The following is a 26,207-nucleotide window of genomic DNA, read 5'->3' on the forward strand; positions in this document are numbered from 1 at the left end:
CCCGCGTCTCACAATCGAATACCGCTCATCCAGAGGGGCAGAGGGATACGGCCCGTTGAAGCCCCGGCAACCCTCCAGTCGGTTCGTCTTGCGCCCGCGAGGCCCCCGGCTAGGGAAGGTGCCAAATCCGTCTCATGGCGAAATGCGCCATGAGGAAGATGAGGAGAAAGGGCCTCCCCTCCATGGCTGTACAGACCGTCGCTCCCGCCACCACCGTCGACCTCGGCCCCGCGTCCGGGCTCTCCTGCCGCGAGTGCGGCGAGGTCTTCGCCCTCGGCCCGATCTTCGCCTGCGAGCTCTGTTTCGGCCCCCTCGAAGTGGCCTACGACCTCCCGGCCGGCGACCCCGCGGAGCTGCGCAAGCGGATCGAGGCCGGACCCGCGAACATCTGGCGGTACGCGCCCCTGCTGCCCGTCCCCGCCGATGTCGCCGAGAAGCCGAACCTGAACCCCGGCTGGACCCCGCTGATCAAGGCGGACAACCTCGCCCGCGAGCTCGGCGTCGCCCCCGGCAAGCTCTTCGTCAAGGACGACTCCGGCAACCCGACCCACTCCTTCAAGGACCGGGTCGTCGCCCAGGCCATCGAGGCCGCCCGCGCCTTCGGCTTCACCACCCTCTCCTGCTCCTCCACCGGCAACCTGGCCGGCGCCGTCGGCGCCGCCGCCGCCCGCGCCGGCTTCCGCTCCTGCGTCTTCATCCCGCACGACCTGGAGCAGGGCAAGGTCGTCATGGCCGGTGTCTACGGCGGTGACCTCGTCGCCATCGAGGGCAACTACGACGACGTCAACCGCTTCTGCTCGGAGCTCATCGGCGACCCGCTCGGCGAGGGCTGGGGCTTCGTCAACGTCAACCTGCGCCCGTACTACGGCGAGGGCTCCAAGACGCTCGCGTACGAGATCTGCGAGCAGCTCGGCTGGGTCATCCCGGACCAGCTCGTCATCCCGATCGCCTCCGGCTCCCAGCTCACCAAGATCGACAAGGGCCTCCAGGAGCTCATCAAGCTGGGCCTGGTCGAGGACAAGCCGTACAAGATCTTCGGCGCCCAGGCCGAGGGCTGCTCCCCGGTGTCGGCCGCCTTCAAGGCCGGGCACGACGTCGTCCGCCCGCAGAAGCCGAACACCATCGCCAAGTCCCTCGCGATCGGCAACCCGGCCGACGGCCCGTACGTCCTCGACATCGCCCGCCGCACCGGCGGCGCCGTGGAGGACGTGAACGACGAGCAGGTCGTGGACGCGATCAAGCTGCTCGCCCGGACCGAGGGCGTCTTCGCCGAGACCGCCGGCGGCGTGACCGTCGGCGTGACGCGCAAGCTGGTGGAGAACGGCGTCATCGACCCGAACCTCACCACCGTCGTCCTCAACACCGGCGACGGCCTCAAGACCCTGGACGCCGTGGCCGACAGCTCTCAGGCGACCGCCACCATCCGCCCGAGCCTGGACGCGTTCCGCGACGCGGGCCTGGCCCACTGAACCCGGCCCACGCACCGGCGCACGAAAGGTCCTGAAGACACCATGGCCGTGAAGGTCCGCATCCCCACCATCCTCCGCACCTACACCGGCGGGCAGGCCGAGGTCGCCGCCGAGGGCGCGACCCTCGCCGAGGTCATCGCCGACCTGGAGAAGAACCACACCGGCATCGCCGCCCGCGTCCTGGACGACCAGGGCAAGCTGCGCCGCTTCGTGAACGTCTACGTGAACGACGACGACGTCCGCTTCGAGCAGGGCCTGGAGACCGCCACCCCGGACGGCGCGGGCGTCTCGATCATCCCCGCGGTCGCCGGCGGCTGCTGATCATCACCGGCTCCGCCCTTCGGCACTGAATTGCCCCCTCCGCCAGAGAAAGCGGAGGGGGCAATTCTGCATGGTTGAGCGCGGTAGAGTTGGGGAAGTCCCCTCCGCCGCTCATGCCACACGCATATGAGCCCGGCCCGGGACCTGACAAGAATGCGACAACCGGCGGCCGGAAAGCGCGCACAGTCTGCCCCTTATGCGCCTTTCGCCCGGCCCGACTTGCCCCGCAATTCAAGTATTTCTTCCGGATTCCCCTTTCCGCTCCGCCGAGAATTCCCGGTGGATTGCCCTGTTGCAGAGGGCAGTTGGACAGATACATTCAGCGGCGGTCGACGCGTTCCGGCGCAGGTTCTGACCCGGGTCCGTGAAGTGCGGATCCGCTCAAGGGCCAGTACGTAATAGGGGAGTTAGGCATGGCTCAGGGCACCGTCAAGTGGTTCAACGCGGAGAAGGGCTACGGCTTCATCGCGGTCGACGGTGGTGCGGATGTTTTCGTCCACTACAGCGCCATCCAGATGGATGGGTACCGCAGCCTCGAAGAAGGCCAGCGAGTCGAGTTCGAGATCTCGCAGGGTCAGAAGGGCCCGCAGGCGGACATGGTCAAGGTGACCGCCTGAGGCGCGGCGCGATCGGCCACCGACGTCTCGTCGTCGAGGGGCCCGCATCCCTAGGGGTGCGGGCCCCTCACGCGTTCCCGGGCGGCCACGGCGACGGGATGGCGCGGAGGTGCCCGATCCACGAGAGTCGCTTGCACTCGCATGGGTCGAGTGCTAATCATTGGCGTTAGCACTCGGAAGGTGAGAGTGCTACGAGGACCGGGCATGACGAGGCCGCCGACCGGGTGGGGCAAGGAACCACGCGGAGCGCGGAGGCCGTCCGTCGCGGGCGTCGGCGCGGTCCTGGAGCGTTATCCACCCCATGTCCGGGAGGACCACTTCACATGGCCAAGATCATCGCGTTCGACGAGGAGGCCCGGCGCGGTCTCGAGCGCGGCATGAACCAGCTCGCTGACGCCGTCAAGGTCACCCTCGGCCCCAAGGGTCGCAACGTCGTCCTCGAGAAGAAGTGGGGCGCCCCCACGATCACCAACGATGGTGTCTCCATCGCCAAGGAGATCGAGCTCGAGGACCCGTACGAGAAGATCGGCGCCGAGCTGGTCAAGGAAGTCGCCAAGAAGACGGACGACGTCGCCGGCGACGGTACGACCACCGCCACCGTCCTCGCCCAGGCGCTCGTCCGCGAGGGCCTCCGCAACGTCGCCGCCGGCGCCAACCCGATGGCCCTCAAGCGCGGCATCGAGAAGGCCGTCGAGGCCGTCTCCGGCGCCCTGCTCGACCAGGCGAAGGAGGTCGAGACGAAGGAGCAGATCGCCTCCACCGCCTCCATCTCCGCCGCCGACACCCAGATCGGCGAGCTCATCGCCGAGGCCATGGACAAGGTCGGCAAGGAAGGCGTCATCACCGTCGAGGAGTCGCAGACCTTCGGTCTGGAGCTCGAGCTCACCGAGGGCATGCGCTTCGACAAGGGCTACATCTCGGCGTACTTCGCGACCGACATGGAGCGCATGGAGGCCGCGCTCGAGGACCCGTACATCCTCATCGTCAACTCCAAGATCTCCTCCGTGAAGGACCTCCTCCCGCTCCTGGAGAAGGTCATGCAGTCGGGCAAGCCGCTGCTGATCATCGCCGAGGACGTCGAGGGCGAGGCCCTGTCGACCCTGGTCGTCAACAAGATCCGCGGCACCTTCCGCTCCGTCGCGGTCAAGGCCCCGGGCTTCGGCGACCGCCGCAAGGCCATGCTCCAGGACATCGCCATCCTCACCGGCGGCACGGTCATCTCCGAGGAGGTCGGCCTCAAGCTGGAGTCGGCCGGTCTCGACCTCCTGGGCCGCGCCCGCAAGGTCGTCATCACCAAGGACGAGACCACCATCGTCGACGGTGCCGGTGACAGCGAGCAGGTCGCGGGCCGCGTGAACCAGATCCGCGCCGAGATCGAGAACAGCGACTCCGACTACGACCGCGAGAAGCTCCAGGAGCGCCTCGCGAAGCTCGCCGGCGGCGTGGCGGTCATCAAGGCCGGTGCCGCGACCGAGGTCGAGCTCAAGGAGCGCAAGCACCGCATCGAGGACGCCGTGCGCAACGCCAAGGCGGCCGTCGAGGAGGGCATCGTCGCCGGCGGCGGCGTGGCCCTGCTCCAGGCGTCCAGCGTCTTCGAGAAGCTGGAGCTGGACGGCGACGAGGCCACCGGTGCCGCGATCGTCAAGCTCGCGCTGGAGGCCCCGATCAAGCAGATCGCGGTCAACGCCGGCCTTGAGGGCGGCGTCGTGGTCGAGAAGGTCCGCAACCTCACCCCGGGTCACGGCCTCAACGCCGCGACCGGCGAGTACGTCGACCTGGTCGCCGAGGGCATCATCGACCCGGCCAAGGTGACGCGCTCCGCGCTGCAGAACGCCGCGTCGATCGCCGCGCTCTTCCTCACCACCGAGGCCGTCATCGCCGACAAGCCGGAGAAGGCCGCCGCGCCGGCCGGCGGCGGCATGCCGGGCGGTGACATGGACTTCTGATCCTGACGGATCGGTGGTTCATCGCTGAACGCGAACCGAGGGCGGCACTCCCCGAGAAGGGGGGTGCCGCCCTCGGCGCGTTCCCGGACTCACACCACGGGCCGTACGAGCGCCTCGGCGAGCGGCTCCCCGGTCCGGCGCGCGTACGCCACCCGCGCCTTCACCTCGGACAGCGTCCGGGGCCGGTAGCCGGGCCCGCACCCCTGACAGCAGCTGACGTGGAACCGCACCCCCGCGTGCAGCAGCACGGACAGCACCCGCCACCCCTCGTCGTCCCGCCGAGGCGGCGGCTGAAAAGCCGACCCCACCCCGATCATCGGCTCCCCACAGCGCGGACACCTCCGCTCGTCACCGTGCTCCCGCCCCTGCTTGTACGAGCCCCGACACGGCAGACAGACGTACGAGGTCCTGTGGATACCCATGGGGGCAGGGTAGGGGCGGGGCGCGTCCCGTGCCCGTGATTTCGGTCCTGGCTCGGACCGGGGCCCTCCGCTTCCCGTTGGGTTTCGGCCAGTTGTACGATCACGCCAGCCGGCAGGTGGGGGCATCGGGCCGGCGCCCGCGCGAAACGTCCGCGGCCGTCGTGCCGCCGTTCCGCGTTCCCCCGCGTCGCCTGTCGCCATCGACGTCCGCACGAGGGGACCCCTTTCTTGTCCGTCCGAAGAACCGTCGCGCTCGCCCTGAGCGCGACCCTGGCCCTCACCGGCCTGACGGCCGTCACGGCCCCGGCCGCGGTGGCGGCCGACACGGCACCGTACGAGGTGACGATCCCGGCTACGGGCGACCCGGAGGCTCCGGTCCACGCCGAGATCCGTGCTGCCGGAACCGGCGTCCAGGTGCTCGGCCCCCGGCAGGTCAGCTGGCACGACCTGCGCGGCGGGGCCCCCGCCTACGCGCCGACGTGCGAGCCGGGCGAGTCGTACTCGGCCGGTGACGTGGTCGTCTGCCCCGACGGGTACAGCGAGGCGTTCCCCGCCTACGCCACCGTCCACGACTTCGCGACCGGGCGGACCCACACGCCGGAGACGGAGTCCGGCGAGGCGTGGCTCCCGGTCGTCGCGGGCCGGCAGCTGGTCCGGTACCGGACCGGCACCGACGGCATCACCCTGTACTTCGTCGGCTACGAGGAGAACGCCCCCGCAGGCCGGGAGGTGCTCCTGCCGGGCGCCACCTCGGGCCCGTCGGTCCTCACCCAGGACGGTACGGGCGCGGTCCTCCACTATGCCGTCGGCGCGACGGCGGTCACCGCCCTGCTCGACTTCGCCTCCGGCACCGTCACGCCGCTGCCGGAGCCTCCGTTCGCCGCCGTGGGGTCCGCCGCGCTCGACGCGCGGAGGGTCCTGCTCGGCGGCACGGCCGGTACGACCGAGGCCGTCGTCCTCTCCCGCACCGACCCGGCCGCCCCCGGCGTGCGGGTCACGCTGCCGCACGCCGCCACGGACACCACCACGCGGCTCGGGCTCGTGGGCGACTGGCTCCTCGGTCAGAGGGCGCTCTCCACGACGGACGACGACTACCGCGAGCAGGCCGCACTGTACGCCGTCCCGCTCGCCGGCGGCGCCTCCCGCGACCTCGGCGTCACCGTCGTGGCCGGGGACCAGGCCCAGCGCGGGGCGGACGGCGCCGCGTACCTGGCCGGCACGCCGGGCGCGGGTGAGTTCGGCGTCCAGCGGATCACTCCCGGCGCCGACGGCGCACCGGTCGTCCAGCACGTCCTCACCCTGGTCGGGTCCTTCCCGCGGGCGGGCCTGACCCTGTCCCAGGGGCGGCTCGTCGTCCAGGACGACGGCTGGTGGAGCTCGGGCCGCCGGGTGCTCCAGGGGTACGACCTCGCCCTCACCGGTACCCACGCGGCGACCGCGCGGTGGAGCTGCGACCCCCTGGGCTCGGCCGCCGACTGCCCGCAGGCCCTGTCCGGCGCCGCCTCCACGCGCTGGTGGGCGGACACCGGCGACGGCCGCCTCGTCACCCTGGAGAGCGTGAACGGGTCGGGCTGCACCGAGTGCGCCGTCGCGGTGCACGTGACGACCCCAGGCAGGGGCGGCACCACCCGCAGCGTCGTGGTCAAGCACGCGAGCCGGCTCGCCCTGGACACCGTCGTCCGGGCCTCCGGCCGATACGTCCACTTCTACGCCGACGCCGGTTCGGTCGGCCGCTCCATCGTCGCGGACATCGAGACCGGTGCCGTGCTCCGGGACTCCACGAACCGGAACCAGTCGCTGTGGGGCCGGCAGCTGTGGACCGGCTCCGCCACCGACGGCAAGGTCACGGCGGTCGACGTCCGCACCGGAGCGACCGTCGCGACCGCCGATCTCGGCACGAGCTGCGCCTTCACCGGCCTTGAGGTCGTCGGCAAGTGGATCCACCAGCGGTGCGAGGACGACCGCGGCGCCGTGGTCGTCCACGACCGGGAGAAGCGCCAGTCGGTGTGGACCCGCATCCCGGACGACGTCCAGGCGCACCTCGGCGACGGATTCCTCGCCTTCCCGGCCGCGCCCTGGGGTGAGGAGCTGTACGCGGTGGACGTCCGCTCCGGCACCGACCGGGAGCGGGCCCTCGGCGAACTCCCCGCGGACCGGAACGACTTCGACGGCCAGAGCTGGACCGTCGACCGCTTCGGCGGAGGTGTCGCCTTCATCGACACCTGGGAGTCGGCCCGCGTCACCGGCCTCGGCGGCGTCACCGGCCGGCTGGCCGCCATCGACGCCGACACCCCCGCCGCGAACATCAAGTCCGGCGGGTGGAAGCCGCGTTGGTGGCTGTCCAAGCCCGGTTCCTCCTGGGTGCTGACGCTGAAGAGCAAGATCGACGGCAAGGTCGTGCGGACCCTGACCGGCGGGGAGGCGCGCGGGATCGTGGCGCCGGCGTGGGACGGGAAGGACACGGCCGGGAAGTACGTGCGGAACGGGGCGTACACCTGGAGCCTGACCGTGAAGCCGGCCGACGGGCACGGGGCCGATCTGGTGGTGTCCGGGGGCGTCGCCGTGTCCGGTGCCGCCGCCGTGTGGCGGGACATGGCCGGCGACGACGGGTTCGGTGATCTGCTGACGGCGGACACCGCCGGTGCGATGTCGCTGTACCGGGGGAACGGGACGGGCGCGCTGGCGGCCCGGACCGCCGGGGTCGGCGGAAAGTTCGCCCCGACCACCCTCTTCGTCCCCGTCGGCGACCTGAACGGCGACCGGTGCGCCGACGTGTACGCGCGGGTGGGGGACCAGCTGCGGGCGTACCGGCCGGGGTGCGGGAAGGTCGTGACGGCCTCGTCGGCGTACACGCTCGTGGGGACCGGGTGGGGCGGGTACGACGTCCTGACCTCGACCGGTGACGTGAACGGGGACGGGTTCGCCGATCTCGTCGCCCGGCAGGCGTCGACCGGTGACGTGTACTTCTACGCCGGGACCGCGACCCACACCCTGAAGGCGCGGGTGCGGATCGGCACGAACTGGAAGCTGTACAAGAAGCTCGTCGGGGCCGGGGATCTGAACGGTGACGGGCGGGGCGACCTGCTCGGGGTCGACTCCGCGGGCGTGCTGTGGCGGTACTACGGGACCGCGAGCGGTGGCGTCACCGCGCGCGTGAGGGTCGGTGGCGGCTGGGGCGGCTACTCCGCGCTCGTCGGCGTCGGCGACCTGTCCGGGGACGGGCGGGCGGATCTCCTCGCCCGGGACACGGCCGGGAAGCTGTGGCGGTACGCCTCGACCGGGGCCGGTACGTACGGCGGCCGGGTGCTGATCGGCAGCGGTGGCTGGAACGGGTTCAAGGGCCTGTTCTAGGCGCCGGGAAGTCCGCTGTTCGCCGTCGGCGCATTCCGTGCGCCGACGGCGAACCCCTTTCACGGGGACGGGGGTTCGGTGGTCGACTGGGGCGCATGAACATTCTGGTGCTCGGTGGTACGGCGTGGGTGGGACGTGAGGTGGCGCGGCGGGCGCTGGCGCGGGGACACGCGGTGACGTGTCTGGCGCGGGGGGAGAGCGGCGAGGTCGCGGAGGGGGCCGAGCTGGTCGTCGCGGACCGGCGGGAGCCGGGGGCGTACGACGCGCTGGCCGGCCGGGACTGGGACGCCGTGGTCGAGGTGTCGTGGCAGCCCGGCTTCGTGCGCGGGGCGCTCGACGCGCTCGCCGGGCGGGCCCGGCACTGGACGTACGTGTCGTCGGGGAACGTGTACGCCTCGCAGGCGGAGATCGGGGCGGACGAGTCCGCGGAGCTGATGGTGCCGACCGAGCTCGACGAGGTCGGGCGGGAGCTGTACGGCGAGGCGAAGGCGGCCTGCGAGCTGGCGTCGGCCGCCGCGCTCGGGGACCGGCTGCTGGTCGCGCGGGCGGGGCTCATCGGCGGGCCCGGTGACGTCAGCGGCCGCACCGGCTACTGGGCGGCGCGGGCCGCGCGGGAGCCGGAGGCGCCGATGCTGGTGCCGGACGAGCCGGAGCTGCCGACCCGGGTCGTCGACGTGCGGGACCTGGTCGACTGGATCCTCGACTCGGCGGAGAAGGGGGAGGGGGGCAGGTACGACGCGGTCGGGCCGAACATGGCGCTCGGGGAGTGGATCGCCCTCTCGCGGGAGCTCGCCGGGCACACGGGGGCCGTCGTGCCGGCCGGGTCGGCGTGGCTGCTCGAGCAGGGGGTCACGGAGTTCATGGGGGCGGACTCGCTGCCGCTGTGGATCGTCGCCGAGGACTGGGCCGGCTTCCAGGCGCGGTCGGGCGCCGCCGCTGCCGCCGCGGGGCTGCGCCAGCGCCCCCGGGCCGAGGTGATCGCCGACACGCTGGCCTGGGAGCGGGAGCAGGGGCTCCACCGGGAGCGCCGGGCCGGTCTCAGCCCGGCGCGCGAGGCCGAACTGCTGGCCTTGCTGGGGGAGTAGCGGGCGCGCGGGCACGCGGGCGCGCTGCCGCCCGGGCATGTTGTCGCACGGGCACGCTGTCGCGCGGGCACGCGAGGGCGCTGTCACACGGGCGCGCTGTCACGCGGGCACGCGAGCGCGCTGTCACACGGGCGCGTGAGCGCGCTGGCACGCGTCCCGCTGGTCACGCGTCCGCTGGCGCGCATCCCGCTGGCACGCGTCCCGCTGTTACGGGGCCACCAGGGCGGGGTCCTGGTCCGAGCGGCGCAGGGCGTCGGTGACGAAGCCGTTTCTCTTCAGCTCCTCGACGAGCGAGCGGAGGTACGCCACGGTCTCCGGCGCCTTCTCCTTCGTGGTGCCGACCGCCTGCCGGATCTCCATGAACCGGCCGTCGATCAGCCGGACTTCGGGGTGCGCGGCGACGTAGGCGGCCATCGGCTGGCGGATGCCCGCGCCGGCCTCCAGGTCGAGGGTGCGGAAGACCTCGACGCCCTCCGCGCCCCGGACGACGGTGGCGTGGGCGAGGACGCGGGTGAGGTGGAGGTCGTACGCGGAGCCCTGCTTGACGCCGACGCGGACGCCGGGCGCGTCGACGTCCGTGACGGTGGCGAGCGCCGAGTCGCGGGGGACCGCGTACACGCCCTCGATCACGACGTACGGCGCGGTGAACGCGACTTCCTTCTCGCGCGCGGGGTCCACGGCGAGGAAGCAGAGGTCGGCGCGGCCGTCGGCCATCGCGTCGAACGACTTGCGCGCGGCGTCGAAGCAGAGCGTCTCGACGGAGAGCCCGAGCCGCCGGCCGATCTCCCGGGCGAGGTCGACCGTGATGCCCGCGGGCGCCTCGGGCGTGCCCTGGGCGAGTACCGGGTTCCCGAGGTTGATGGAGGCCCGCAGGACCCCGGTGGGCGCGAGGTCGGCGGCGATCGCGGCGATGTCGTGGTGCGTGGTCGTCATGGTTGCGGAGTCTAGGCACCGTCAGGAGAGCCGGAGGGCGCTGCGGCGGTGACGGGCGGGCGGGATGTCGACGGTGCCGGCGGCGTCGGGGTCGAGCGGGCCGGGCCGGGGGCCGGGGGCGTCGGCGAGGCGGCGGGCGGCCGTGAGGCGGGCCCGGAGGGCCTGGCGGGCGCGGCGTTCGAGGAGGTTCGTCTCGACGGTCAGGTCGTCGTGCTGGAAGCGAGGCGTCGCGTACACGGCGACGTGGCGGCGGACGGGTGTGGGGTGGGGGCGGCGGCCGGCGCGGCGGGCTTCGGCGAGGGCGCGGGCGCCGTACCGGAGGTCGTGGAGGACGACGGTACGCCAAGGGCCCCCTCCCGGTGTGTCCCACGTGTCGTGGCGCCTGAGGGAGAGGTGGTGCGCGGTGCGGGTCACGGAAGGGCTCCGTCCGTCGGTCACCGCCGGGGAGGTCCCGGCGGGCTAACGGAAGCCGCGTGGCCCGCGCGTGACGTGTTGTCGGGCCGCCGTGGGGTGGGTGCGGGGGCGCATGGGGGGAGCCTACGCGGGGGAATCGCCGGGTGTGGCCGAATTTCGTAGGGCTTTAGCGAATGATTTCGGCCATCTGCACGTGCTTACGGAAGAGGGAATTCCATGTGGCGGTGATCGTTCCGGATGGTGGTCCAGGGGGTTTGACCTTGGGGTTTTCGCGTATGGGGCGCGAAGATCAGGGATGGTCTAGACATTTATTCCGGAGGGCGGGTAGGTTGCGGAACGCGAGTTCTCGTGAACGTTTGCACGACCCGAAATCCGTCTCCACTTTGTGAGGGATCCTATGGTCAAGGCAATTGTCGGCATGGCGGACCGCGTGCTCGGTCGCGTTCTCCGCGAGGAGAGCGCCGAGGCGTACTGCGCCTGCCCCGCGGGCGGCAGCAGCTGGTGCTCCGGCTCCACGCTCTACGTCAAGGTCTGCTGTTCCTGGAACTGCGCGGTGGCGCCTTCCTGCGTCACCAAGCGGTACCCGGGCGACTGCTGACCGCGCCTTTCGCGCCCTTCCGTGAAACGCCCTCCCCGGCGCCGCTCCGCGCGGCCCGGGGAGGGTCCCGGCCGGCACATCCGACGGAGGAACGACCGTGACCGACTCCTTGATCCTCGCCTTCCGGTGCGTCGTGGCCGTCGTGTTCGCCGTCTCCGCGCTGGGAAAGGCGCGCGCCCCCAGGGAGTTCCGCGCGACCGTCCGGGAGATGCGGATCGTGCCGCTGGGCACCGTCGGCGCGATCGCCGCGGCGGTCCCCGTCCTGGAGGTGGCGCTCGCCGTCGCCGTCTGGGTCCCGGCCCTCACCACCTGGGCCTTCGCCCTCTCCTTCGGCCTGATCGCGGTCTTCACCGCGGCCCTGGCCTCGGTCCTCCGCCGGAGGATCGACACCTCCTGCTCCTGCTTCGGCGCCTCCCGCACCCGGGTCGGCCCCGCCCATCTCGTCCGCAACGCCGTCCTCCTCGGGGCGACCGCCACCGGGCTCCTCGCCTCCCTCGCCGCGGGCGGACCCGCGTCCGTCCCGGTCCTCGGCGCCCTCGACTCCCTCGGCTTCACCGGCGTCTTCACCGGCGTCCTCGGCGGGGTCTGCGTGAGCGCGCTCGTCCTCTCCACGGACCTGCTCGCCGACGTCTTCGCCGCCCCCGCCTCCCGAGCCGGCCGGCGGACCTCCTCCTGACGACGACCACCCTTCCGCATCCGCCGAGAATCCAAGCGAGGCCCTTTCCATGCTTGTCGCCGCCGTCGTGCTGATCGGCTGTCTCTCCGTCTTCAACCTCTTCCTGCTGCTCGCCCTCGCGCGCCGGACCTCCCCTTCCGCCGGGAATTCCGGTGAATACGTGTCCGACGCTCCCGAGAACACCCTCCCCGACGGTTCCCCGGTCCCCGAATTCCGGACCGTCACGCATTCCGGCGAGGAGATCGACCGGGATTCCGTCGCGCCCGGATCCGTCATCGGATTCCTTTCCACGACGTGTACGCCGTGTGTCGAGCAGGCGCCGGAATTCGCCGCCATGGCGAAGGACTTCTCCGGTGGCCGGGAACATGTGCTCGTCTTCCTCAAGGGCGGCGGACCCGAGCGGCAGCGGATGATCGACCTGCTCGATCCGGTCGCCCGGGTCGTCACCGAGACCGCCGGTTCCCACGGCGCCTCCGCCTCCTTCGGCATCGTCCGCTGGCCCAGCTATCTCGACGTCGACGCCCAGGGACGCGTCAGCGACCGCGGCCAGGTCGCCGCCGCGACCACGGCGCCCGCCCACCCGTGAACGGCCCCGGACCCGACGGCTCCGTGACCGACAGCTCCGTGCCCGACGGCCCCATGCCCGACGGCCCCGTGCCCGAATGTCCCGCCCGCCCCGCCCGCACCGGACGCAAGGACGTCGCGCGCGCCGGGCGGACCGCCGCCGGGCTCGCCTGGCGGGCCGGGCGGGGCGCGCTCCTGCTCTACCTGGCGGGGAGCGTCGTCGCGGGGCTGCTGCCCGCCGCCGCCGCGCTCCTCGTCCGCGAGCTGTTCGACGCGATCACCCAGCACCGGCCCACCGACGCCCTCGTCCGCGTCGCCGTCCTCCTGGTGGCCGTCAGCCTCGCCATCGCGCTCGTCCCCGCCGTCACCGACTTCCTCCGCGAGCAGCACGCCCGCCGCCTCCAGCTCACGGTGCAGGACGAGCTGTTCGAGGGCGTCAACCGGCTCCCCGGACTGCGGTACTTCGAGAACCCGGCCTTCCAGGACGAGCTGCGGCTCGCCCAGGAGGCCGGCTCCTCCGCGCCCGGCATGCTGATCGGCTCGGTCGTCGGCGGGGTGCAGGCGGCCGTGACCTTCCTCGGCTTCCTGGTCACGATCTGCGTCCTCAACCCGCTGCTCGGCGCGCTCACCGTCGTCATGGCCCTGCCCACCTTCCGCACCCAGCTCACCGCGGGCCGCCGGCGGGCCGCCGTCATCCGCGACATCGTGGCGAACAGCCGCCGCCAGCTGTTCTACGCCGGCCTGCTGACCGACACCGACGCGGTGAAGGAGATCCGGCTCTTCGGGCTCCAGGACCACTTCAAGGACCGGGCGCGGGCGGAGCTGGCCGTCGCGTCCGAGGCCGAGCGGCGCACCGAACTCCGTAACCTCCTCAGGGGAGTTCCGCCGTCCGTCCTCGGCGTCGCCGTCTACGGCGTGGGGCTCGTCTGGGTCGTCAGGGCCGTCGGCGACGGCACGCTCTCCGTCGGCGACGTCTCCGTCTTCCTCGCCGCCACCGCCGCCATCCAGACCGGCGTCGGCCAGCTCGCGAGCACCGGCAGCAACGCCTACCAGGCCCTCCTCACCTTCGTCTCCTACCGGGCCCTGCGCGACATGACCCCCGACCTGCGGCAGCTGGAGGGACCGGCCGAGGAACCCCGCCCGCTGCGCTCCTCGATCACCTTCGAGAACGTCTGGTTCCGGTACGACGACACCTCGCCGTGGGTGCTGCGCGGGGTGGACCTGACGCTCACCGCGGGCGCCGCGACCGCGCTCGTCGGACTGAACGGCGCCGGCAAGAGCACCCTGGTGAAGCTGCTCTGCCGGCTGTACGACCCCACCGAGGGCCGCATCCTCTGGGACGGCACCGACATCCGCCGCTTCACGCCCGACGAATACCGCCGCCGGATCGGCGTCGTCTTCCAGGACTACTGCCGGTACGACCTCACCGCCGGCGAGAACGTCGGCCTCGGGCGGCTCGACCGGGCCGGCGACACCGGCGCGGTCACCGGCGCGGCGCGGGCGGCCGGCATCCACGACCGGCTCACCCGCCTGCCCGCCGGCTACGACACCCTCCTCAGCCGGATCTTCCTCCCCGACGGGGAGCAGGCGGCGGCCTTCGGCGGACAGTCGCTCTCCGGCGGCGAGTGGCAACGGGTGGCGGTGGCACGGGCGTTCATGCGCGCCGACGCCGACCTGCTCATCCTCGACGAGCCCAGCGCCGGCCTCGACGCGGAGGCGGAGAAGGAGATCCACGACAGCCTGCGCACCCTGCGGGGCGGCGCGACCGGCGTGGTCATCTCGCACCGGCTCAGCGCCGTCCGCGACGCCGGACACATCGTCGTCCTCGGCGACGGGCGGGTGGTCGAACAGGGGACGCACGAGACGCTGATGGACGGCGGCGGCCGGTACGCGGAGCTGTTCACGCTCCAGGCGGACGGCTACCGTACCGACGCGCCGGACCCGGACCGGGCGCAGTTCCCGGACCCGGTGGCGTGAGGAGGACGACGTGTACGTGATCCTGGCCGCGGTCGCCGGCCCGCTGCTGCTCCTGGTGCTGCTGCGCCGCTGCCTCTCCCGGCTGCGGATCGACGGGCCGAGCATGATGCCGGCGCTGCGGGACGGGCAGCGTGTCCTGGTGCTCCGCAGCGGCGCGGCCCGGCTGCGCACCGGCCGGATCGTGCTCGTCGCCCCGCCGGAGGGGCTCGTGCCGCCCCGCCGGGGCGCGGCGCCGGCCGGGCGGCCGCCGCTGGTGGTGAAGCGGGTCGCCGCGCTCGCCGGGGAGCCGGTACCGCCCGAGGTGTGCGCCGCGGCCGGCGTCCCGGAGGGCACGCTGGTCCCGCCGGGCCGGGTCGCGCTGCTCGGCGACAACCCGGCCTTCAGCACGGACTCCCGCTTCTGGGGCCTGCTGCCGGTGTCCAGCGTCGTCGGCGTGGTCCTCGACGGGGCGGGATGACGGCGCGGCCCCGTCGCGGGCGGGCACGACCGACGGAGCCCCGACCCCGCGACACGCGCGCGGGGACGGGGCCTCGTCCTTCGGAGCCGTACAGCTCCTTCTTCGTTCCTTCCCTCCGTCAGACCTTCACGGGCTCCGGGGTGCCCGCCGTGCCGGCGGTGGGGCCGCCGGCCGCCACCGGCGCCGGCGTCGCCGCCGCCTCCGGGTCCACGTCGAACTCCTCGATCAGCTCGCGGCTGAAGCCCCAGAAGTAGGTGGCGACGAAGCCGGTGAGGTAGCCGACGAGCAGCCCGCCCGCGTAGATCGCGATCGTCTCGCCGAGGCCCTTGTTGCCGTCGAGGAGCGGGAAGAGCGCCCAGCCGGACGGGCCGATGGCGGTGGAGCCGACCTTGTCGCCCAGCATGTTGAACAGGCCGATGAAGCCGCCGCCGAACGCGCCGCCGACGCAGGCGGTGATGAAGGGGCGGCCCAGCGGGAGGGAGACGCCGTAGATCAGCGGCTCGCCGACGCCGAGGAAGCCGGCCGGGAGGGCGGACTTGATGGTGCGGCGGATGGAGCCGTTGCGGGGCAGCTTCAGGTAGACCGCCATGGCCGCGCCGACCTGGCCCGCGCCCGCCATCGCCAGGATCGGGAGGAGGACCGTGTAGCCCTGCTGCTCGATCAGGGTGGTGTGGATGGGGATGAGCGCCTGGTGGAGGCCGAGCATCACCAGCGGCAGGAAGAGGCCGCCGAGGAGGAGGCCGGCGCCTGCGCCCGCGTTCTCCAGGAGCCAGTTGGCGAAGTCGCCGATGGCCTGCGAGACCTCGCCGGCGACGAACATCAGGCCGAAGATCGTGACCAGGCCGGAGACGAGCACGGTGAGCGTCGGGGTGACCAGGACGTCCAGGGACTCCGGCACCCAGCGGCGGCACCACTTCTCCACGTACACGGCGAGGACGGCCGCGCCGAGCGCGCCGAGGACACCGCCCTGGCCGGGGGAGAGCGCCTGGCCGAAGACCTCGATCTTGGCGACGCCCGCGTAGACGATGATCGCGGCGACCGCGCCGCCGAGGATCGCCGTACCGCCGAACTCCTTGGCGGTGTTGTAGCCGACGAAGACCGCGATGAGGGCCATGAAGCCGCTCGCGATGGCGGCGAGCGCCGGGGTGACGCCGGGCAGCCAGCCGAGGTTGATCAGCAGGCCGTTGAGGCCGGCGATGATGCCGCAGCCGATCAGGGCGGGGATCAGCGGGACGAAGATGTTCGCGATCTTCCGGAGGAAGAGCTTGAACGGGGTCGCGTTCCTCGCCTTCTGGGCCGCCTTGATCGCGGCGCCCTGGGCCGCCAGTTCGCCGGCGGTGTGGACCGCCGGTTCGTCGGCGGTGTGGGCCGGTGCGGCCGCGGCCCCCTCGGCCACCAGGGCCTCGAACTGGGGGGTCACGCGGGCGACCGTGCCGGGGCCGAGGACGATCTGGTACGTGTCGTCCTCCACCACCCCCATCACGGACGGCAGCGCCTTCAGGGACTCGTCCTGGACGAGCGAGCGGTCGCGCAGACCCAGCCGGAGGCGGGTCATGCAGTGGGCCACGGAGGTGATGTTCCCGGCGCCGCCGACGAGGGGCAGGATCGCGGCGGCGATGGCGCGGTTCTTGTCGTCTGTGCTCATGGTGCGGTGGTGCCTTCGGTACGGGGACGGGGGAGGGGCGGGTCAGGTGCCGGTGGTCGCGTGCAGCGCCGCGCGCAGATGGCCGTGGGAGTCCCGCAGGCGCCGGTCCGCGGTGGCGGCGTCGACGTCGGCGAGGATGATCAGGATGGCGTTCTTCACCTCCCCCTCGGCGGCGGTGAGCGCGGCCTCGATCTGCTCGTCGGGGGCGCCGGTCGCGAGCGCGACGATGCGGCGCGAGCGGGCCCGGAGCTTTTCGTTGGAGGCGCGGACGTCGACCATGAGGTTCCCGTAGGTCTTGCCCAGCCGGATCATGGTGATCGTCGAGATCATGTTGAGGACGAGCTTCTGCGCCGTCCCGGCCTTCAACCGGGTGGAACCGGTGAGGAGTTCGGGTCCGGCGACGACCTCGATGCCGTGCTCGGCGGCGGCGGCGAGCGCGCTGTCCGCGTTGCAGGACAGGCCGATGGTGAGCGCGCCGAGGGCGCGGGCGTGCTCGACGGCGCCGATGGCGTACGGGGTGCGGCCGGAGGCGGAGATGCCGACGACGGTGTCGTCCGGGCCGACGCCGAGGGCGTCGAGGTCGGCGGCGGCGAGCTCCTTGGAGTCCTCGGCGCCCTCGACGGCCTGGACCATGGCGGAGGGGCCGCCCGCGATCAGGCCGACGACCTGGGAGGGGTCGGTGTTGAAGGTGGGCGGGCACTCGCTGGCGTCGAGGACGCCGAGCCGGCCGGCGGTGCCGGCGCCCAGGTAGAGCAGCCGGCCGCCCCGGGCCATCCGCTCGGCGGTGGCGTCGATGGCGGCGGCGATCGCGGGCAGCTGCCGGGCGACGGCGGCGGGGACGGTCTCGTCCTCGCCGTTCATGATGCGGGCGATCTCCAGGGTGGACAGCCGGTCGATCTCGGCCAGTTCGGGACGGAACGCCTCGGTGGTGAGGGAGGCCAGCTGGGCGCGGAGTTCGGAGTACGTGGTGGACACGGGCGGCTGCTCTTTCATGGTCGCGGTCTCGGCGGGTGGTGGTGGGTCAGCGGGTGGTGGTGCGGTGCGGGTGGTGGTGGGGTCAGCGGGAGGTCGTGCGGGGCGGGTGGGGGTGGGTCAACGGGTGGTCGTGCGGGGCGCGTGACGGTGGGCGAGGGCTTCGTACGAGGCCGCGAGGGCAGGGGCCGCGGTCTCGTACGTACGCTGGGTGACGCAGGTGAACAGGCAGTCCACGACCAGGAGTTGACTGGTGCGGGACGACATGGCGGCCGGTCTCAGCTCGCTCTCGCGGGCGGTGGAGGTGGTCAGCACGTGGTCGGCGTACTGGCTGACCGGCCCGTCCGGGCGGCCGGTGATCGCGACCGTGGTCGCGCCGTGCTCGAAGGCGACCCGGAGCGGTTCTATGACGTCGCCGGTGGAGCCGGAGTGGGTGATGGCGAGGGCGACGTCGCCGGAGCGGAGCTGCACGGCGTTGGTGACGGCGAGGTGCGGGTCGCTGTGGGCGTGGGCGATCAGCCCGATCCGGAGCAGCTTCTGCACGAGGTCCTGGGCGACGAGGCCGGAGGCGCCGACGCCGTACACGTCGATGCGGCGGGCGGACGCGCAGGCGGCGGCGACGGCGCCGAGCTGGACGGTGTCGAGCCCGGCGGCGGTGTCGGCGAGGGTCTGCCGCTCGTCGTGGGCGAGCTTGGCGACGACGTCGGCGACCGGGTCGTCGACGGCGATGTCGGCGGTGACGGAGGGCGCCCGGCCGGACTGCTGCTGGGCGGCGAGGCCGGCGAGGGCGAGCCGCAGGTCGCGGTAGCCGGGGTAGCCGAGGAGGCGGGCGGTGCGGACGACGGTGGCCTCGCTGGTGCCGGTCAGTTCGGCGAGGCCGGTGACCGTGAGGGCGGCGCAGCCGGCGGGGTCCCCGGCGACGGCCTCGGCGACCCGCTGCATGGAGCGGGTCATGGAAGGGGAGAGGGTCCGTACCTTGGCGGCGAGCGCGGCCGGCGCGGGGGGTGCGACGGGCGCGGGGGGCGCGGGGGGCGCGGCCGGCGCGGGGGATGCGACGGGCGCGTGGGGTGCGACGGGCGCCTCGCCGCTGAAAGTTTCCTTCACATCATTGGTCACGCTTGAAAGATACTTTCAAGGGGCCGGCGTGGACAAGAGCCCGTAAGGCCCGGATCAGGGGCGGAAGGGCGGGACCTTCGTCCTTCCGGGTGTGTCGGGTGACAATGACCCCATGGACGACATCGACCCCGTGGAGCAGGCGCTGCACGCAGCCCGCGCGCTGGTGCTGGCCGACCTCGCGGCCCGTGACGTGGCCGCGGCCCAGGTCGTGTCGATGGTGGAGGACGCGGTGACGCACCGCCGCTGGTGGGTCGAGCAGTGGCCCGAGGGCGTCGAGTACGTCGCGGGCCTCGTCGCCCAGGACGTCCAGGACGCCCTCCTGGAGGCGTACGGCCGCTGGCCCCTCTGCCCCGTCTGCTCGTCCGGCGACCCCCACGCCCTCGACGTCGAACCGGAACTGGGCCCGGACCCGCACTGGGTCTGCGGCAAGCAGGGCGTGGTGGTGGCGCGGGTGGGGGGTCTGACGTGAGGCGCGCCGGTACGGGGCTCCGCCCGTGACCCTCTACATCGACCCCCCGACCTGGCCCGGCCACGGCCGCATGTGGTCGCACCTGGTGAGCGACGTCTCCTTCGAGGAGCTGCACGCCTTCGCCGCGTCGATCGGCGCCCCGGAGCGCGGCTTCGACCGCGACCACTACGACATCCCGGCGGACTGGTACGACGCCGCCCTCGCGGCCGGCGCCGTCCCGGTCGGCTCCAAGGAACTCCTCCGCCGCCTCACGACGGCGGGCCTCCGCCGTCCGAAGGGGCGGGCGGCGGAGGGGTAGCCGTACTTACCCCGGGTGCTCCCTGCCCCGGGGGAAGAGGTCGGCCACGTCCGGCAGCGGCGGGAAGTGTGCCGCGCACTCCGGGCAGGCGTACACCTTCCATCCGGGACCGGAACTCTGGTGCACCTCCGCGACGGTCACGGGCGCGTCCGTGACCTGATGGCAGCGCACACACATCCGGACCGGCCTCCGCGCGGGCGGCCCGGCGGCCGGCCCGCTCACCACGCCATCACCCCCACCGCGTGGACGTCCCGGGTGTCCAGATCGACCCCGAAGTCCGCCGCGAGGACGAGGCAGGCCCGCCTCCACCGCTGCCGGGCGCCTTCCTCCTGTCGCTCGTGCGCGACGAGGTAGGGCCGGACGAGGGCGGTGCCCTCCCCGTCGAACGTCTCGGGGAGTCCGTACGGGGAGCGGGGGCGGGCGGCCGTCTCCCGGACCGGCTTCGGCCGGGCCTTGTCGGCCGGACGGACGGAGGCGGGGGCCGGAGCGTCCGTCCGACCGTGCCGGGAACCGGGCGGGAACGCCTCCGAGAACAGGCGTAGCAAGGCGTGGATAATGCTCACCGTCATCAACCTCCGTGGGGTTGGTGGCCACGCCCCCGGGCCGCTCCAACGGTCGCGGGGGCTCCTTTGTGATGTACCACGGTAGACCATGGACGCCTGTGGCGCACCATGTGCCGCCAGTGCGGGTCTCGGTACACCGCGCGAAGCTGGACGCATGGCCGAGTACGAGTGGCAGCGCATCGCACGCACCATCGAGGAAGAGATCCGGTCGGGACACGTCCCGCCCGGCGGGGCCCTGCCCGGCATCGTGCGGCTCGCCGAGACGCACGGCGTCGCGGACAGGACCATCAGGCGCGCATTGCGGGACCTGCGCGAGCGCGGACTGATCGAAACCCTCCCGCACAAGGGCTCGTACGCCGCCGACCCGCTGCCATCCGCCGCCGAGCCCGGGGACGGCATCCCGACCGACTGAGCGTCCGTCCTTGCCGCAGAGGGGCTTTCCCGTTGTGGAAACCGGACCCTCTTGCCTCCCGAGTGTCCCGCCCGCAACCATCGGAGACACCTACGAGTAAGGGGATCGTCGTGAAGGTGACCATGCTCGCGAAGAGCTGTGACAAGCGGGACTGCCCCACCATCTACAAGACCGACCGGGGCACGATTCTCGTGCAGGGGGAGACCCCGACCGATCACGGTCTCAGCATTCCCGATCACGAAACCCTCGTGGAGATCCCCATGGACCTGATCCGGCAGGCGTTCGGAGACACCGCCAGTGCCTGACCGCACCCTGGGTGACATGTTCGACGGCTTCAGCAGGGAAGCCTTCCGGCTGGAAACGCTGGACGACTACAGCCACTCCGGCAACGTGGACGCCTACCGGAGGTTTCTCGACGGCGAGCCGATGCCGGACGACTACAACGCCGACTGGCTCGATGAGGTCGGGGCATGGACCCGGTCAGGACGCAGGGTCTACCGCGTTCACATCCTCAGCCGCCCCCTGACTCCGTACCTGAGGTTCGAACTCGGGTGGGGGTACGTGACGAACGCGACGGCCGGGGAAGAGTTCTTCGTCCTCGACGTCACGGACCGGATCAACCCCTTGCAGAACACAGGGGACTTCTGGCTGTTCGACTCCACCACGGCCGTGTCCATGTGCTATACGGACGACGGCGGGTTCGCTGGCGCCGAGGTTCTACCGGATGCCGACGGGGCCGAATACGTGGCGTACAGGGACAAGGCCCTGGAGCATGCCGTGCCGTTCGTCGACTGGTGGGCCAAGCACGCCGAATGAACCGTTCGGAGCTTGGCGTTGCGCTGCGGGCCTTGCGGGTCTCTTCCGGGAAGGAGGCCAAGGCCGTTGCCCGCAGCGCCGTCATGTCTCCCAGCAAGCTCAGCAAGATCGAGACGGGGAAACTGACCCCGAGCGCCGACGATGTGGACCGCATCCTCACCGCCCTCGAAGTGTCGGCTGCTGTCAAAGCCGAGTACTTGGACGCAGCTCGCGCCGTGGCCACAGAGGCCACGGCCTGGCGTCTGATCCAGCGTGCCGGACTCCACAAGGCACAGGAGCGGCTGAGGGCCATCGAGGCCCGGATGAGCCTTCTCCGAGTCTTCCAGCCGGCGCTTGTCCCCGGCCTGCTCCAGACCCCCGAGTACGCGCGCGCGATTCTGGCTCGTCACGACGACCTGACCGAGGAGACCGTACGCCGCACCGTGGCGGCACGGCTCGAAAGGCAAGCCGTGCTCTACGACGAATCCAAGACGTTCCGGTTCGTCATCACGGAACCGGTGTTGAGATGGCTCATCGTCCCGCCCATGGTCATGGTCGGTCAGCTCGACAAGCTGATCTCCGTCACCAGGCTTCCGAACGTAGACCTCCGTGTCGTCCCCCTTGTGGGACCCAAGCGCGACATCCCGAACCATGCGTTCGTCATCAGGGACGACAGAGCCGTGACCGTGGAGACCGTGCATGCGGAAGTCGTCGTGACCGACCCTCGGGACGTCGCCACGTACGTGGCGAAGTTCGACGACTTCGCCGAAGACGCTGTCGTCGGCACGGAGACGACCGGCCTGCTCGAAGGCGTCCGGGACGAACTCTTGCGGTAACGGGAAAGCCTCTGGATCGGCGTTGTCCGCAGGGCGAATCTGGACGGCATGGCGATCAACGACATCACGGACGAGTACGGCACGCACGCCCCGTCGGGGCACATGTGCCGGCGGTGCGAGCAGCCGATCGGGCGGGGCGAGCGGGTGCGGCGCGGCTTTGTGACCGGCACGGACCCTGGGGTCCTGGTGAACGTCGTCTATCGGCACACGGGCGCCGTGTGCCCGGAGCCGATGTGATCACCGCGAAGGATGTCGGGAGGCTCGTCCGGGACGGGTACGGACGCGTCGGCGTCCTCCGTGATCTCCTCGACGACTACGAGGACCCGGCCGTCATGCCCGCCGAGCGCCGTCCTCGGCGTGAAAGGGCGATACGCCTGCACCCGATGCGGCTACGCCCATCCGTCGCGCGAGGGTACGGCCCCGCTCCCGGACCCTCGTCCCGGATGGCATCCACGAGAACACGGAACACCGTCGGAAGGAGCACCACATGAGTGACACGAAGAGGCCCACCACGATCGAGCGCCGGGAACTCGGCCGGTTCCTGGGCATCGCCGGGCGGCGGTTCGCGTGTGGGGAAGGGGCCGCTGAGATGTTCTCGCGGGCCGTGGACGCCGTGTGGCACCGGATGCTCGCCACCCCGGAGTACGCGGGCTTCTGCACCGGGCACGCCGGGGCGGTCCTCGGGCACCGGGAGGCGAGAGGGGCGGGGCAGATCGGGTGGGTGGCGGCGTACGAGGAGGCGTACGGCCCGCTGCCGGAGATCTGGTTCACCGACGAGGAGGGGCGGCTGGACGAGACGGCGCTGGCGCGCTACCGGGAGACCGGGCGGGTCGTGGCCGAGTGGGACTGCACCCCGACCACCGGGGACGGCGACGACCTCGCGCCCGTCGGCCGGTGAGTCCCGCGCGCACCGACGGGGCGTCCCGGCCGACCGCCGGGGCGCTCCGCCTCGTCGAGGCCGGCGCGGTCCGGCCGCGGTCCGTGGACGTCACCGGGTACGTGCGGCGGACGACCGCGCACTGCCCCTACCTGGGCCCCTCCGTGGAGCGGGGGCTGACCTCGTGGACCGTCTACGGAGTCGACGGTGACGCGGGAGCGGTGGAGGCGGAACTGTTCCACGCCGGGGCGGCGGCCGCCGAGCGGTTACGGCCCCTGATCCGTCAGCCCCACGGGTTCCTGCGGTGCGAGAACGTCGTTCTCCTGGGGGAGACGCCCGGGGTCGGGCACCGGGCGCTTCTGGCGTGGCCGCACTGGGCCCTCAAGAACCTGTACGGCCCGGTCGGGATCATGGTCGGCAAGTTCCACGAGGGCGAGGAGGAGATCTCGGCGGCGGGCGATCGCCTCCCGGCGGCCCCGGTTTCGTTCCTTGCCGTGCGGGCGGCCGTCCGCCGACGTGATCCCCGGCTTCTCCGCTCGACTCCCGATCTGGCCGCCGCACTTGGCGTGGCCGACGACGACGGCCGCGACGTCTTCGAGGGCATTCCCCACGACTGGCAGGAGATCCGTACGTGGACGAGGCGCTTTCTCCCCCGGACGAGGCCGTCCACCGTCTCAAGAGCCATCTCGGCGAACCCCTCCGCGCGCGGCTCCTGAGCGATCGGCGCGGTTCGCGGGCCTGGAAGGTCCAGGGCCCTCGGGGAGCCGTCGCACTGAAGGCGAACGACCCCTACGGCGGCGGGGCGCGGGACAAGGCCGCGGAGCTGGCACAGGAGGACGTGCACCTCGCCCGGCTCGTCGAGGCCGGAGCGGTGCGCCCCGGGTATCGGGTGGGCGCGGGCGCGTGGCAGGGCGGGCGGTGGCTCGCCGTGCGGTGGGCCGACGGCAAGCCGGTGTGGGAGGCGTTCGCCCCGGTGCGGGCCGGGGACCGGCCGGGGGCGCGGCCGTGGCTTCTCGACGCCGCCCGGACGTGGGCCGGGTGCCTGGACCGGATGCATGCCGTCGGATGGGCCCACGCGGACGTCCAGCCCACCAACGCCCTGGTCGCGGCCGACGGGAGGGCGGCACTCATCGACTACGCCCTCGCCTGCGGGCCCGATGACCGTCCGCGCCTTCCCTACCGGGGTGCTCTCACGCACACCACCGCCCCCGAGATCGCGGCCGCCGTCCTCGCGACGCCGGGGGACGCCCACGTACGGGCGACTCCCGAGGCGGACGTCTGGGGGCTCGGCGCGTCGCTGTACTGGTGCTGGACCGGACGGCGACCCGTCGCGTACGAGGACGCCGACGATCGCGGGGTGAAACTGGAGGCCATCGCCCGAGGCGTCTGCGTCCCGCTGCCGAAGGTCCGGCCCTGGACCTTCCCGGAGTTCGAGGCGGCGATCACCGCATGTCTCGCTCCTGTGCCGGCGGACCGCCCCACGGCTGCCGCGGTCGTCGCATCGCTCGCCCGGTGACCGGGCTGCGCCCGCTGACCGCCGATGACGCCACGGCTGTCCGGCGCGTCTACAGCGGAGCCGCCGTGGCCTTTCTCGGACGGGCCGGGATGGGCGGGCAGGAGGCGGTGGAGTACGTGGCGCGTGTACGGGAATGGGCCACGGCCGATCCGGTGGTCCAGTACGTCCTCGGCGTGGAGGTCGACGGGGACCTCGTCGGCGTCGTGAAGCTCGGCCGCCGGTCAGGCGGTCACGGGCGAGTGAGCTACGTCCTGCGCGAGGACCGGTGGCGGAGCGGTCACGCCACGAGCGCCGTTCGGCTGCTCGTCTCCTTCGCCTTCGGCGCCGGGGGCTTCACTTCCCTCGGCGCCAGGCATCACCCGGACAACGGCGCCTCGGGTCGGGTGCTGGAGAAGGCGGGGTTCACGCGGGTCGGGTGGTGCGGCGGGATGGTCGAGTACCGGTTGGCCGCACCTGAGCGCGGGGTCAGCCCTGGTGGTCGTACGCCTGCTGCTTCGCCGGCGTGCCCTGCGCGCCCGTGACCACCCTCGACTCGGAGGGGCGGGTGAGCTTGAGGGCGATCGCCGCCGTCGCCAGGGCCACGGCCGTCATCGCCGCGCCGGCCCAGGCGGGGGAGGCGTAGCCGAGGCCGGCGTCGATGACGGTGCCGCCGAGCCAGGGGCCGCCGGTGTTGCCGAGGTTGAAGGCGGCGGTGGTGGTGGCGCCGGCCAGGGTGGGGGCGGCGCCGGCGACGTTGAACATGCGGGCGTTGAGCGCGGGGGCGGTGTAGAAGGCGGAGACGCCGAGGAGGAAGGCGAGGAGGATCGTCGCCACCGGGCTGGAGGCGAGGAAGGCCAGGGCGACCAGGAAGACCGTGGAGGCGGTGATGCCGCTGAGCAGGACGCCGAAGAGGTGGGCGTCGGCGACCCGGCCGCCGATCACGGTGCCGATCAGGGCGCCGATGCCGAAGAGGCCGAGGACGGCCGAGACCCAGCCCTTGTCCAGGCCCGAGACGTCGGTGAGGAGCGGGGCCAGGTAGGAGAAGGCGCAGAAGACGCCGCCCGCGGCCAGGGCGGTGATCACGATCGAGAGGAGGACCTGGCGGTCGCCGTAGATCGTGAGCTCGCGCTTGAGGCGGGGCCGCGTCTCCGGGAGCGGGATGTGCGGGATGCGGGTGACGACGCCGACGAGGGCGATCGCGGAGGCGGCGCCGACGGCCCAGAAGGCGGAGCGCCAGCCGAGGTGCTCGCCGAGGAAGGCCCCGGCGGGGACGCCGAGGACGTTGGCGATGGAGAGGCCGCCGATCATGACGGCCATCGCGCGGGCCCGGGAGCCGTGCGGGACCATCGCGATGGCGACGGCCGCGCCGACGGCCCAGAAGCCGGCGCAGGCGAGCGCGCTGATCACGCGGGAGGCGAAGAGGACGCCGTAGCTCGGGGCGAGCGCGCCGGCTATCTGGCCGAGGCCGAAGACGGTGATCAGGGCGACCAGGGTGGTCTTCCGGGGGAGCCGGAGGGTCGCGACGGCGAGCAGCGGGGCGCCGACGACCATGCCGATGGCGAAGGCGGAGATCAGCAGGCCGGCCTGGGGGATGGAGACGCCCATGTCCTCCGCGATGGGCGGCAGGAGGCCGGAGAGCATGAACTCGCTCGTGCCGAGCGCGAAGACGGAGAGGCCCAGGATGTAGACGGCGAGGGGCATCCGGGGAGCGGTACGGGGGAGCGCGGGGGCGGGCGTGGGCTCGGCGGAGGGAGACGGCATGACATGGGTCAACCGATGGTTGGTTCCTGTCATTCCGGCGGGCCGGTTCTTCTCGCGATACGAGACGGGACCGGGGGTGACCAGCGGGCTTACGCGCGGTAACAAGATGATCAAGGTCGACGGTCCTGTCCCTTTTCG

At 72.5% G+C, this 26,207-nt stretch carries 30 protein-coding genes and 1 riboswitch; of the genes, 22 read left to right on the top strand and 8 right to left on the bottom strand.

Annotated elements, in window-relative coordinates; translation table 11 throughout:
• The first annotated feature begins 22 nt into the window (after nt 1–22).
• Nucleotides 23–165: riboswitch (SAM riboswitch) on the top strand.
• Nucleotides 166–182: 17 nt separating this feature from the next.
• The 4 genes from thrC (at nt 183) to groL (ending at nt 4,353) form a co-directional block, all read left to right on the top strand.
• Nucleotides 183–1,469, top strand: a complete 1,287-nt coding sequence (thrC, locus tag ACIGHB_RS28055; RefSeq protein ID WP_360308420.1) for a threonine synthase — start codon at nt 183–185, stop codon at nt 1,467–1,469.
• 42 nt (nt 1,470–1,511) lie between these two features.
• Nucleotides 1,512–1,790: a MoaD/ThiS family protein gene (locus tag ACIGHB_RS28060; RefSeq protein WP_360308423.1), complete on the top strand. Its 279-nt coding sequence runs from the start codon at nt 1,512–1,514 to the stop codon at nt 1,788–1,790.
• Nucleotides 1,791–2,203: 413 nt separating this feature from the next.
• Nucleotides 2,204–2,407, top strand: a complete 204-nt coding sequence (locus ACIGHB_RS28065; RefSeq protein WP_030498267.1) for a cold-shock protein — start codon at nt 2,204–2,206, stop codon at nt 2,405–2,407.
• A 323-nt stretch (nt 2,408–2,730) separates the two neighbouring features.
• Nucleotides 2,731–4,353: a chaperonin GroEL gene (gene groL / locus ACIGHB_RS28070; protein ID WP_031012284.1), complete on the top strand. Its 1,623-nt coding sequence runs from the start codon at nt 2,731–2,733 to the stop codon at nt 4,351–4,353.
• A gap of 89 nt (nt 4,354–4,442) precedes the next feature.
• Here groL and ACIGHB_RS28075 read toward each other — a convergent pair whose 3' ends face one another.
• The gene (locus ACIGHB_RS28075; protein ID WP_360308428.1) at nt 4,443–4,775 is read right to left on the bottom strand and encodes a deoxyxylulose-5-phosphate synthase; all 333 of its coding nucleotides are present in this window, start codon (nt 4,773–4,775) and stop codon (nt 4,443–4,445) included.
• 228 nt (nt 4,776–5,003) lie between these two features.
• Between ACIGHB_RS28075 and ACIGHB_RS28080 the strand changes: the two genes are divergently transcribed.
• Both ACIGHB_RS28080 and ACIGHB_RS28085 read left to right on the top strand, forming a co-directional pair.
• Complete coding sequence (locus tag ACIGHB_RS28080) at nt 5,004–8,126, top strand: FG-GAP-like repeat-containing protein (RefSeq protein ID WP_399916748.1); 3,123 nt, start codon at nt 5,004–5,006, stop codon at nt 8,124–8,126.
• A 95-nt stretch (nt 8,127–8,221) separates the two neighbouring features.
• The gene (locus ACIGHB_RS28085) at nt 8,222–9,211 is read left to right on the top strand and encodes an NAD-dependent epimerase/dehydratase family protein (RefSeq protein ID WP_360308434.1); all 990 of its coding nucleotides are present in this window, start codon (nt 8,222–8,224) and stop codon (nt 9,209–9,211) included.
• A 207-nt stretch (nt 9,212–9,418) separates the two neighbouring features.
• Here ACIGHB_RS28085 and ACIGHB_RS28090 read toward each other — a convergent pair whose 3' ends face one another.
• Together ACIGHB_RS28090 and ACIGHB_RS28095 are read right to left on the bottom strand one after the other, a co-directional pair.
• Nucleotides 9,419–10,144: a transporter substrate-binding domain-containing protein gene (locus tag ACIGHB_RS28090; protein ID WP_360308437.1), complete on the bottom strand. Its 726-nt coding sequence runs from the start codon at nt 10,142–10,144 to the stop codon at nt 9,419–9,421.
• 21 nt (nt 10,145–10,165) lie between these two features.
• A complete protein-coding gene (locus tag ACIGHB_RS28095; protein WP_399916751.1) occupies nt 10,166–10,558 on the bottom strand; it encodes a hypothetical protein in 393 nt (130 codons plus the stop codon).
• Between the two features lie 397 nt (nt 10,559–10,955).
• Here ACIGHB_RS28095 and ACIGHB_RS28100 point away from each other — a divergent pair, with 397 nt between their 5' ends.
• From ACIGHB_RS28100 to ACIGHB_RS28120, 5 genes are all read left to right on the top strand, one after another.
• Nucleotides 10,956–11,156, top strand: coding sequence for a hypothetical protein (locus ACIGHB_RS28100; RefSeq protein WP_360308443.1), 201 nt, complete (start codon nt 10,956–10,958; stop codon nt 11,154–11,156).
• Between the two features lie 97 nt (nt 11,157–11,253).
• A complete protein-coding gene (locus ACIGHB_RS28105) occupies nt 11,254–11,832 on the top strand; it encodes a MauE/DoxX family redox-associated membrane protein (RefSeq protein WP_399916754.1) in 579 nt (192 codons plus the stop codon).
• A gap of 49 nt (nt 11,833–11,881) precedes the next feature.
• Nucleotides 11,882–12,418: a TlpA family protein disulfide reductase gene (locus ACIGHB_RS28110; protein ID WP_399916756.1), complete on the top strand. Its 537-nt coding sequence runs from the start codon at nt 11,882–11,884 to the stop codon at nt 12,416–12,418.
• 23 nt (nt 12,419–12,441) lie between these two features.
• Complete coding sequence (locus ACIGHB_RS28115) at nt 12,442–14,373, top strand: ABC transporter ATP-binding protein (RefSeq protein ID WP_399916758.1); 1,932 nt, start codon at nt 12,442–12,444, stop codon at nt 14,371–14,373.
• Between the two features lie 10 nt (nt 14,374–14,383).
• Entirely contained in the window at nt 14,384–14,830 is a 447-nt protein-coding gene (locus ACIGHB_RS28120) for a S26 family signal peptidase (RefSeq protein WP_399916760.1), read from the top strand.
• A 118-nt stretch (nt 14,831–14,948) separates the two neighbouring features.
• Here ACIGHB_RS28120 and ACIGHB_RS28125 read toward each other — a convergent pair whose 3' ends face one another.
• The 3 genes from ACIGHB_RS28125 to ACIGHB_RS28135 form a co-directional block, all read right to left on the bottom strand.
• Nucleotides 14,949–16,475: a PTS transporter subunit EIIC gene (locus tag ACIGHB_RS28125; protein ID WP_399916762.1), complete on the bottom strand. Its 1,527-nt coding sequence runs from the start codon at nt 16,473–16,475 to the stop codon at nt 14,949–14,951.
• A gap of 42 nt (nt 16,476–16,517) precedes the next feature.
• Nucleotides 16,518–17,468, bottom strand: coding sequence for an N-acetylmuramic acid 6-phosphate etherase (gene murQ, locus ACIGHB_RS28130; RefSeq protein ID WP_391082748.1), 951 nt, complete (start codon nt 17,466–17,468; stop codon nt 16,518–16,520).
• 99 nt (nt 17,469–17,567) lie between these two features.
• Nucleotides 17,568–18,563 carry a MurR/RpiR family transcriptional regulator gene (locus tag ACIGHB_RS28135; protein ID WP_399916764.1) on the bottom strand — a complete coding sequence of 332 codons (996 nt, stop codon included), beginning with the start codon at nt 18,561–18,563 and terminating at the stop codon, nt 17,568–17,570.
• Between the two features lie 112 nt (nt 18,564–18,675).
• Here ACIGHB_RS28135 and ACIGHB_RS28140 point away from each other — a divergent pair, with 112 nt between their 5' ends.
• On the top strand, nt 18,676–19,032 hold the full coding sequence (locus tag ACIGHB_RS28140; RefSeq protein WP_031015735.1) for a hypothetical protein: 357 nt from the start codon (nt 18,676–18,678) through the stop codon (nt 19,030–19,032).
• Nucleotides 19,033–19,057: 25 nt separating this feature from the next.
• Nucleotides 19,058–19,330, top strand: coding sequence for a DUF4031 domain-containing protein (locus ACIGHB_RS28145; protein WP_399916766.1), 273 nt, complete (start codon nt 19,058–19,060; stop codon nt 19,328–19,330).
• A gap of 218 nt (nt 19,331–19,548) precedes the next feature.
• Here the strand turns inward: ACIGHB_RS28145 and ACIGHB_RS28150 are convergent, their stop codons facing one another.
• Entirely contained in the window at nt 19,549–19,899 is a 351-nt protein-coding gene (locus ACIGHB_RS28150) for a hypothetical protein (RefSeq protein WP_399916768.1), read from the bottom strand.
• Nucleotides 19,900–20,047: 148 nt separating this feature from the next.
• Here ACIGHB_RS28150 and ACIGHB_RS28155 point away from each other — a divergent pair, with 148 nt between their 5' ends.
• The 9 genes from ACIGHB_RS28155 to ACIGHB_RS28195 all read left to right on the top strand — a co-directional run bounded on the left by ACIGHB_RS28155 (nt 20,048) and on the right by ACIGHB_RS28195 (nt 24,850).
• Nucleotides 20,048–20,305, top strand: coding sequence for a winged helix-turn-helix domain-containing protein (locus ACIGHB_RS28155; RefSeq protein ID WP_399916770.1), 258 nt, complete (start codon nt 20,048–20,050; stop codon nt 20,303–20,305).
• A 110-nt stretch (nt 20,306–20,415) separates the two neighbouring features.
• Nucleotides 20,416–20,610: a hypothetical protein gene (locus ACIGHB_RS28160; protein ID WP_359716125.1), complete on the top strand. Its 195-nt coding sequence runs from the start codon at nt 20,416–20,418 to the stop codon at nt 20,608–20,610.
• Between the two features lie 16 nt (nt 20,611–20,626).
• Nucleotides 20,627–21,121, top strand: a complete 495-nt coding sequence (locus tag ACIGHB_RS28165; protein WP_391082762.1) for a DUF6879 family protein — start codon at nt 20,627–20,629, stop codon at nt 21,119–21,121.
• On the top strand, nt 21,118–21,936 hold the full coding sequence (locus tag ACIGHB_RS28170; RefSeq protein WP_391082765.1) for a Scr1 family TA system antitoxin-like transcriptional regulator: 819 nt from the start codon (nt 21,118–21,120) through the stop codon (nt 21,934–21,936). The genes ACIGHB_RS28165 and ACIGHB_RS28170 overlap by 4 nt, the downstream gene beginning before the upstream one ends.
• A gap of 48 nt (nt 21,937–21,984) precedes the next feature.
• The gene (locus tag ACIGHB_RS28175) at nt 21,985–22,173 is read left to right on the top strand and encodes a hypothetical protein (protein WP_399916773.1); all 189 of its coding nucleotides are present in this window, start codon (nt 21,985–21,987) and stop codon (nt 22,171–22,173) included.
• Between the two features lie 250 nt (nt 22,174–22,423).
• Entirely contained in the window at nt 22,424–22,834 is a 411-nt protein-coding gene (locus ACIGHB_RS28180) for a hypothetical protein (RefSeq protein ID WP_399916775.1), read from the top strand.
• Complete coding sequence (locus tag ACIGHB_RS28185) at nt 22,831–23,529, top strand: DUF6875 domain-containing protein (protein WP_399916777.1); 699 nt, start codon at nt 22,831–22,833, stop codon at nt 23,527–23,529. The genes ACIGHB_RS28180 and ACIGHB_RS28185 overlap by 4 nt, the downstream gene beginning before the upstream one ends.
• Nucleotides 23,445–24,329, top strand: coding sequence for a hypothetical protein (locus ACIGHB_RS28190; protein WP_399916779.1), 885 nt, complete (start codon nt 23,445–23,447; stop codon nt 24,327–24,329). The genes ACIGHB_RS28185 and ACIGHB_RS28190 overlap by 85 nt, the downstream gene beginning before the upstream one ends.
• Nucleotides 24,263–24,850, top strand: coding sequence for a GNAT family N-acetyltransferase (locus tag ACIGHB_RS28195; protein ID WP_360308499.1), 588 nt, complete (start codon nt 24,263–24,265; stop codon nt 24,848–24,850). The genes ACIGHB_RS28190 and ACIGHB_RS28195 overlap by 67 nt, the downstream gene beginning before the upstream one ends.
• Here ACIGHB_RS28195 and ACIGHB_RS28200 read toward each other — a convergent pair.
• A complete protein-coding gene (locus tag ACIGHB_RS28200) occupies nt 24,795–26,069 on the bottom strand; it encodes a Cmx/CmrA family chloramphenicol efflux MFS transporter (RefSeq protein ID WP_399916781.1) in 1,275 nt (424 codons plus the stop codon). The two genes, ACIGHB_RS28195 and ACIGHB_RS28200, sit on opposite strands and share 56 nt — an antisense overlap.
• Nucleotides 26,070–26,207 lie beyond the last annotated feature (138 nt).

The sequence above is a fragment of the Streptomyces sp. NPDC085460 genome (assembly GCF_044541975.1).
In the GTDB taxonomy this organism is placed as follows: domain Bacteria; phylum Actinomycetota; class Actinomycetes; order Streptomycetales; family Streptomycetaceae; genus Streptomyces.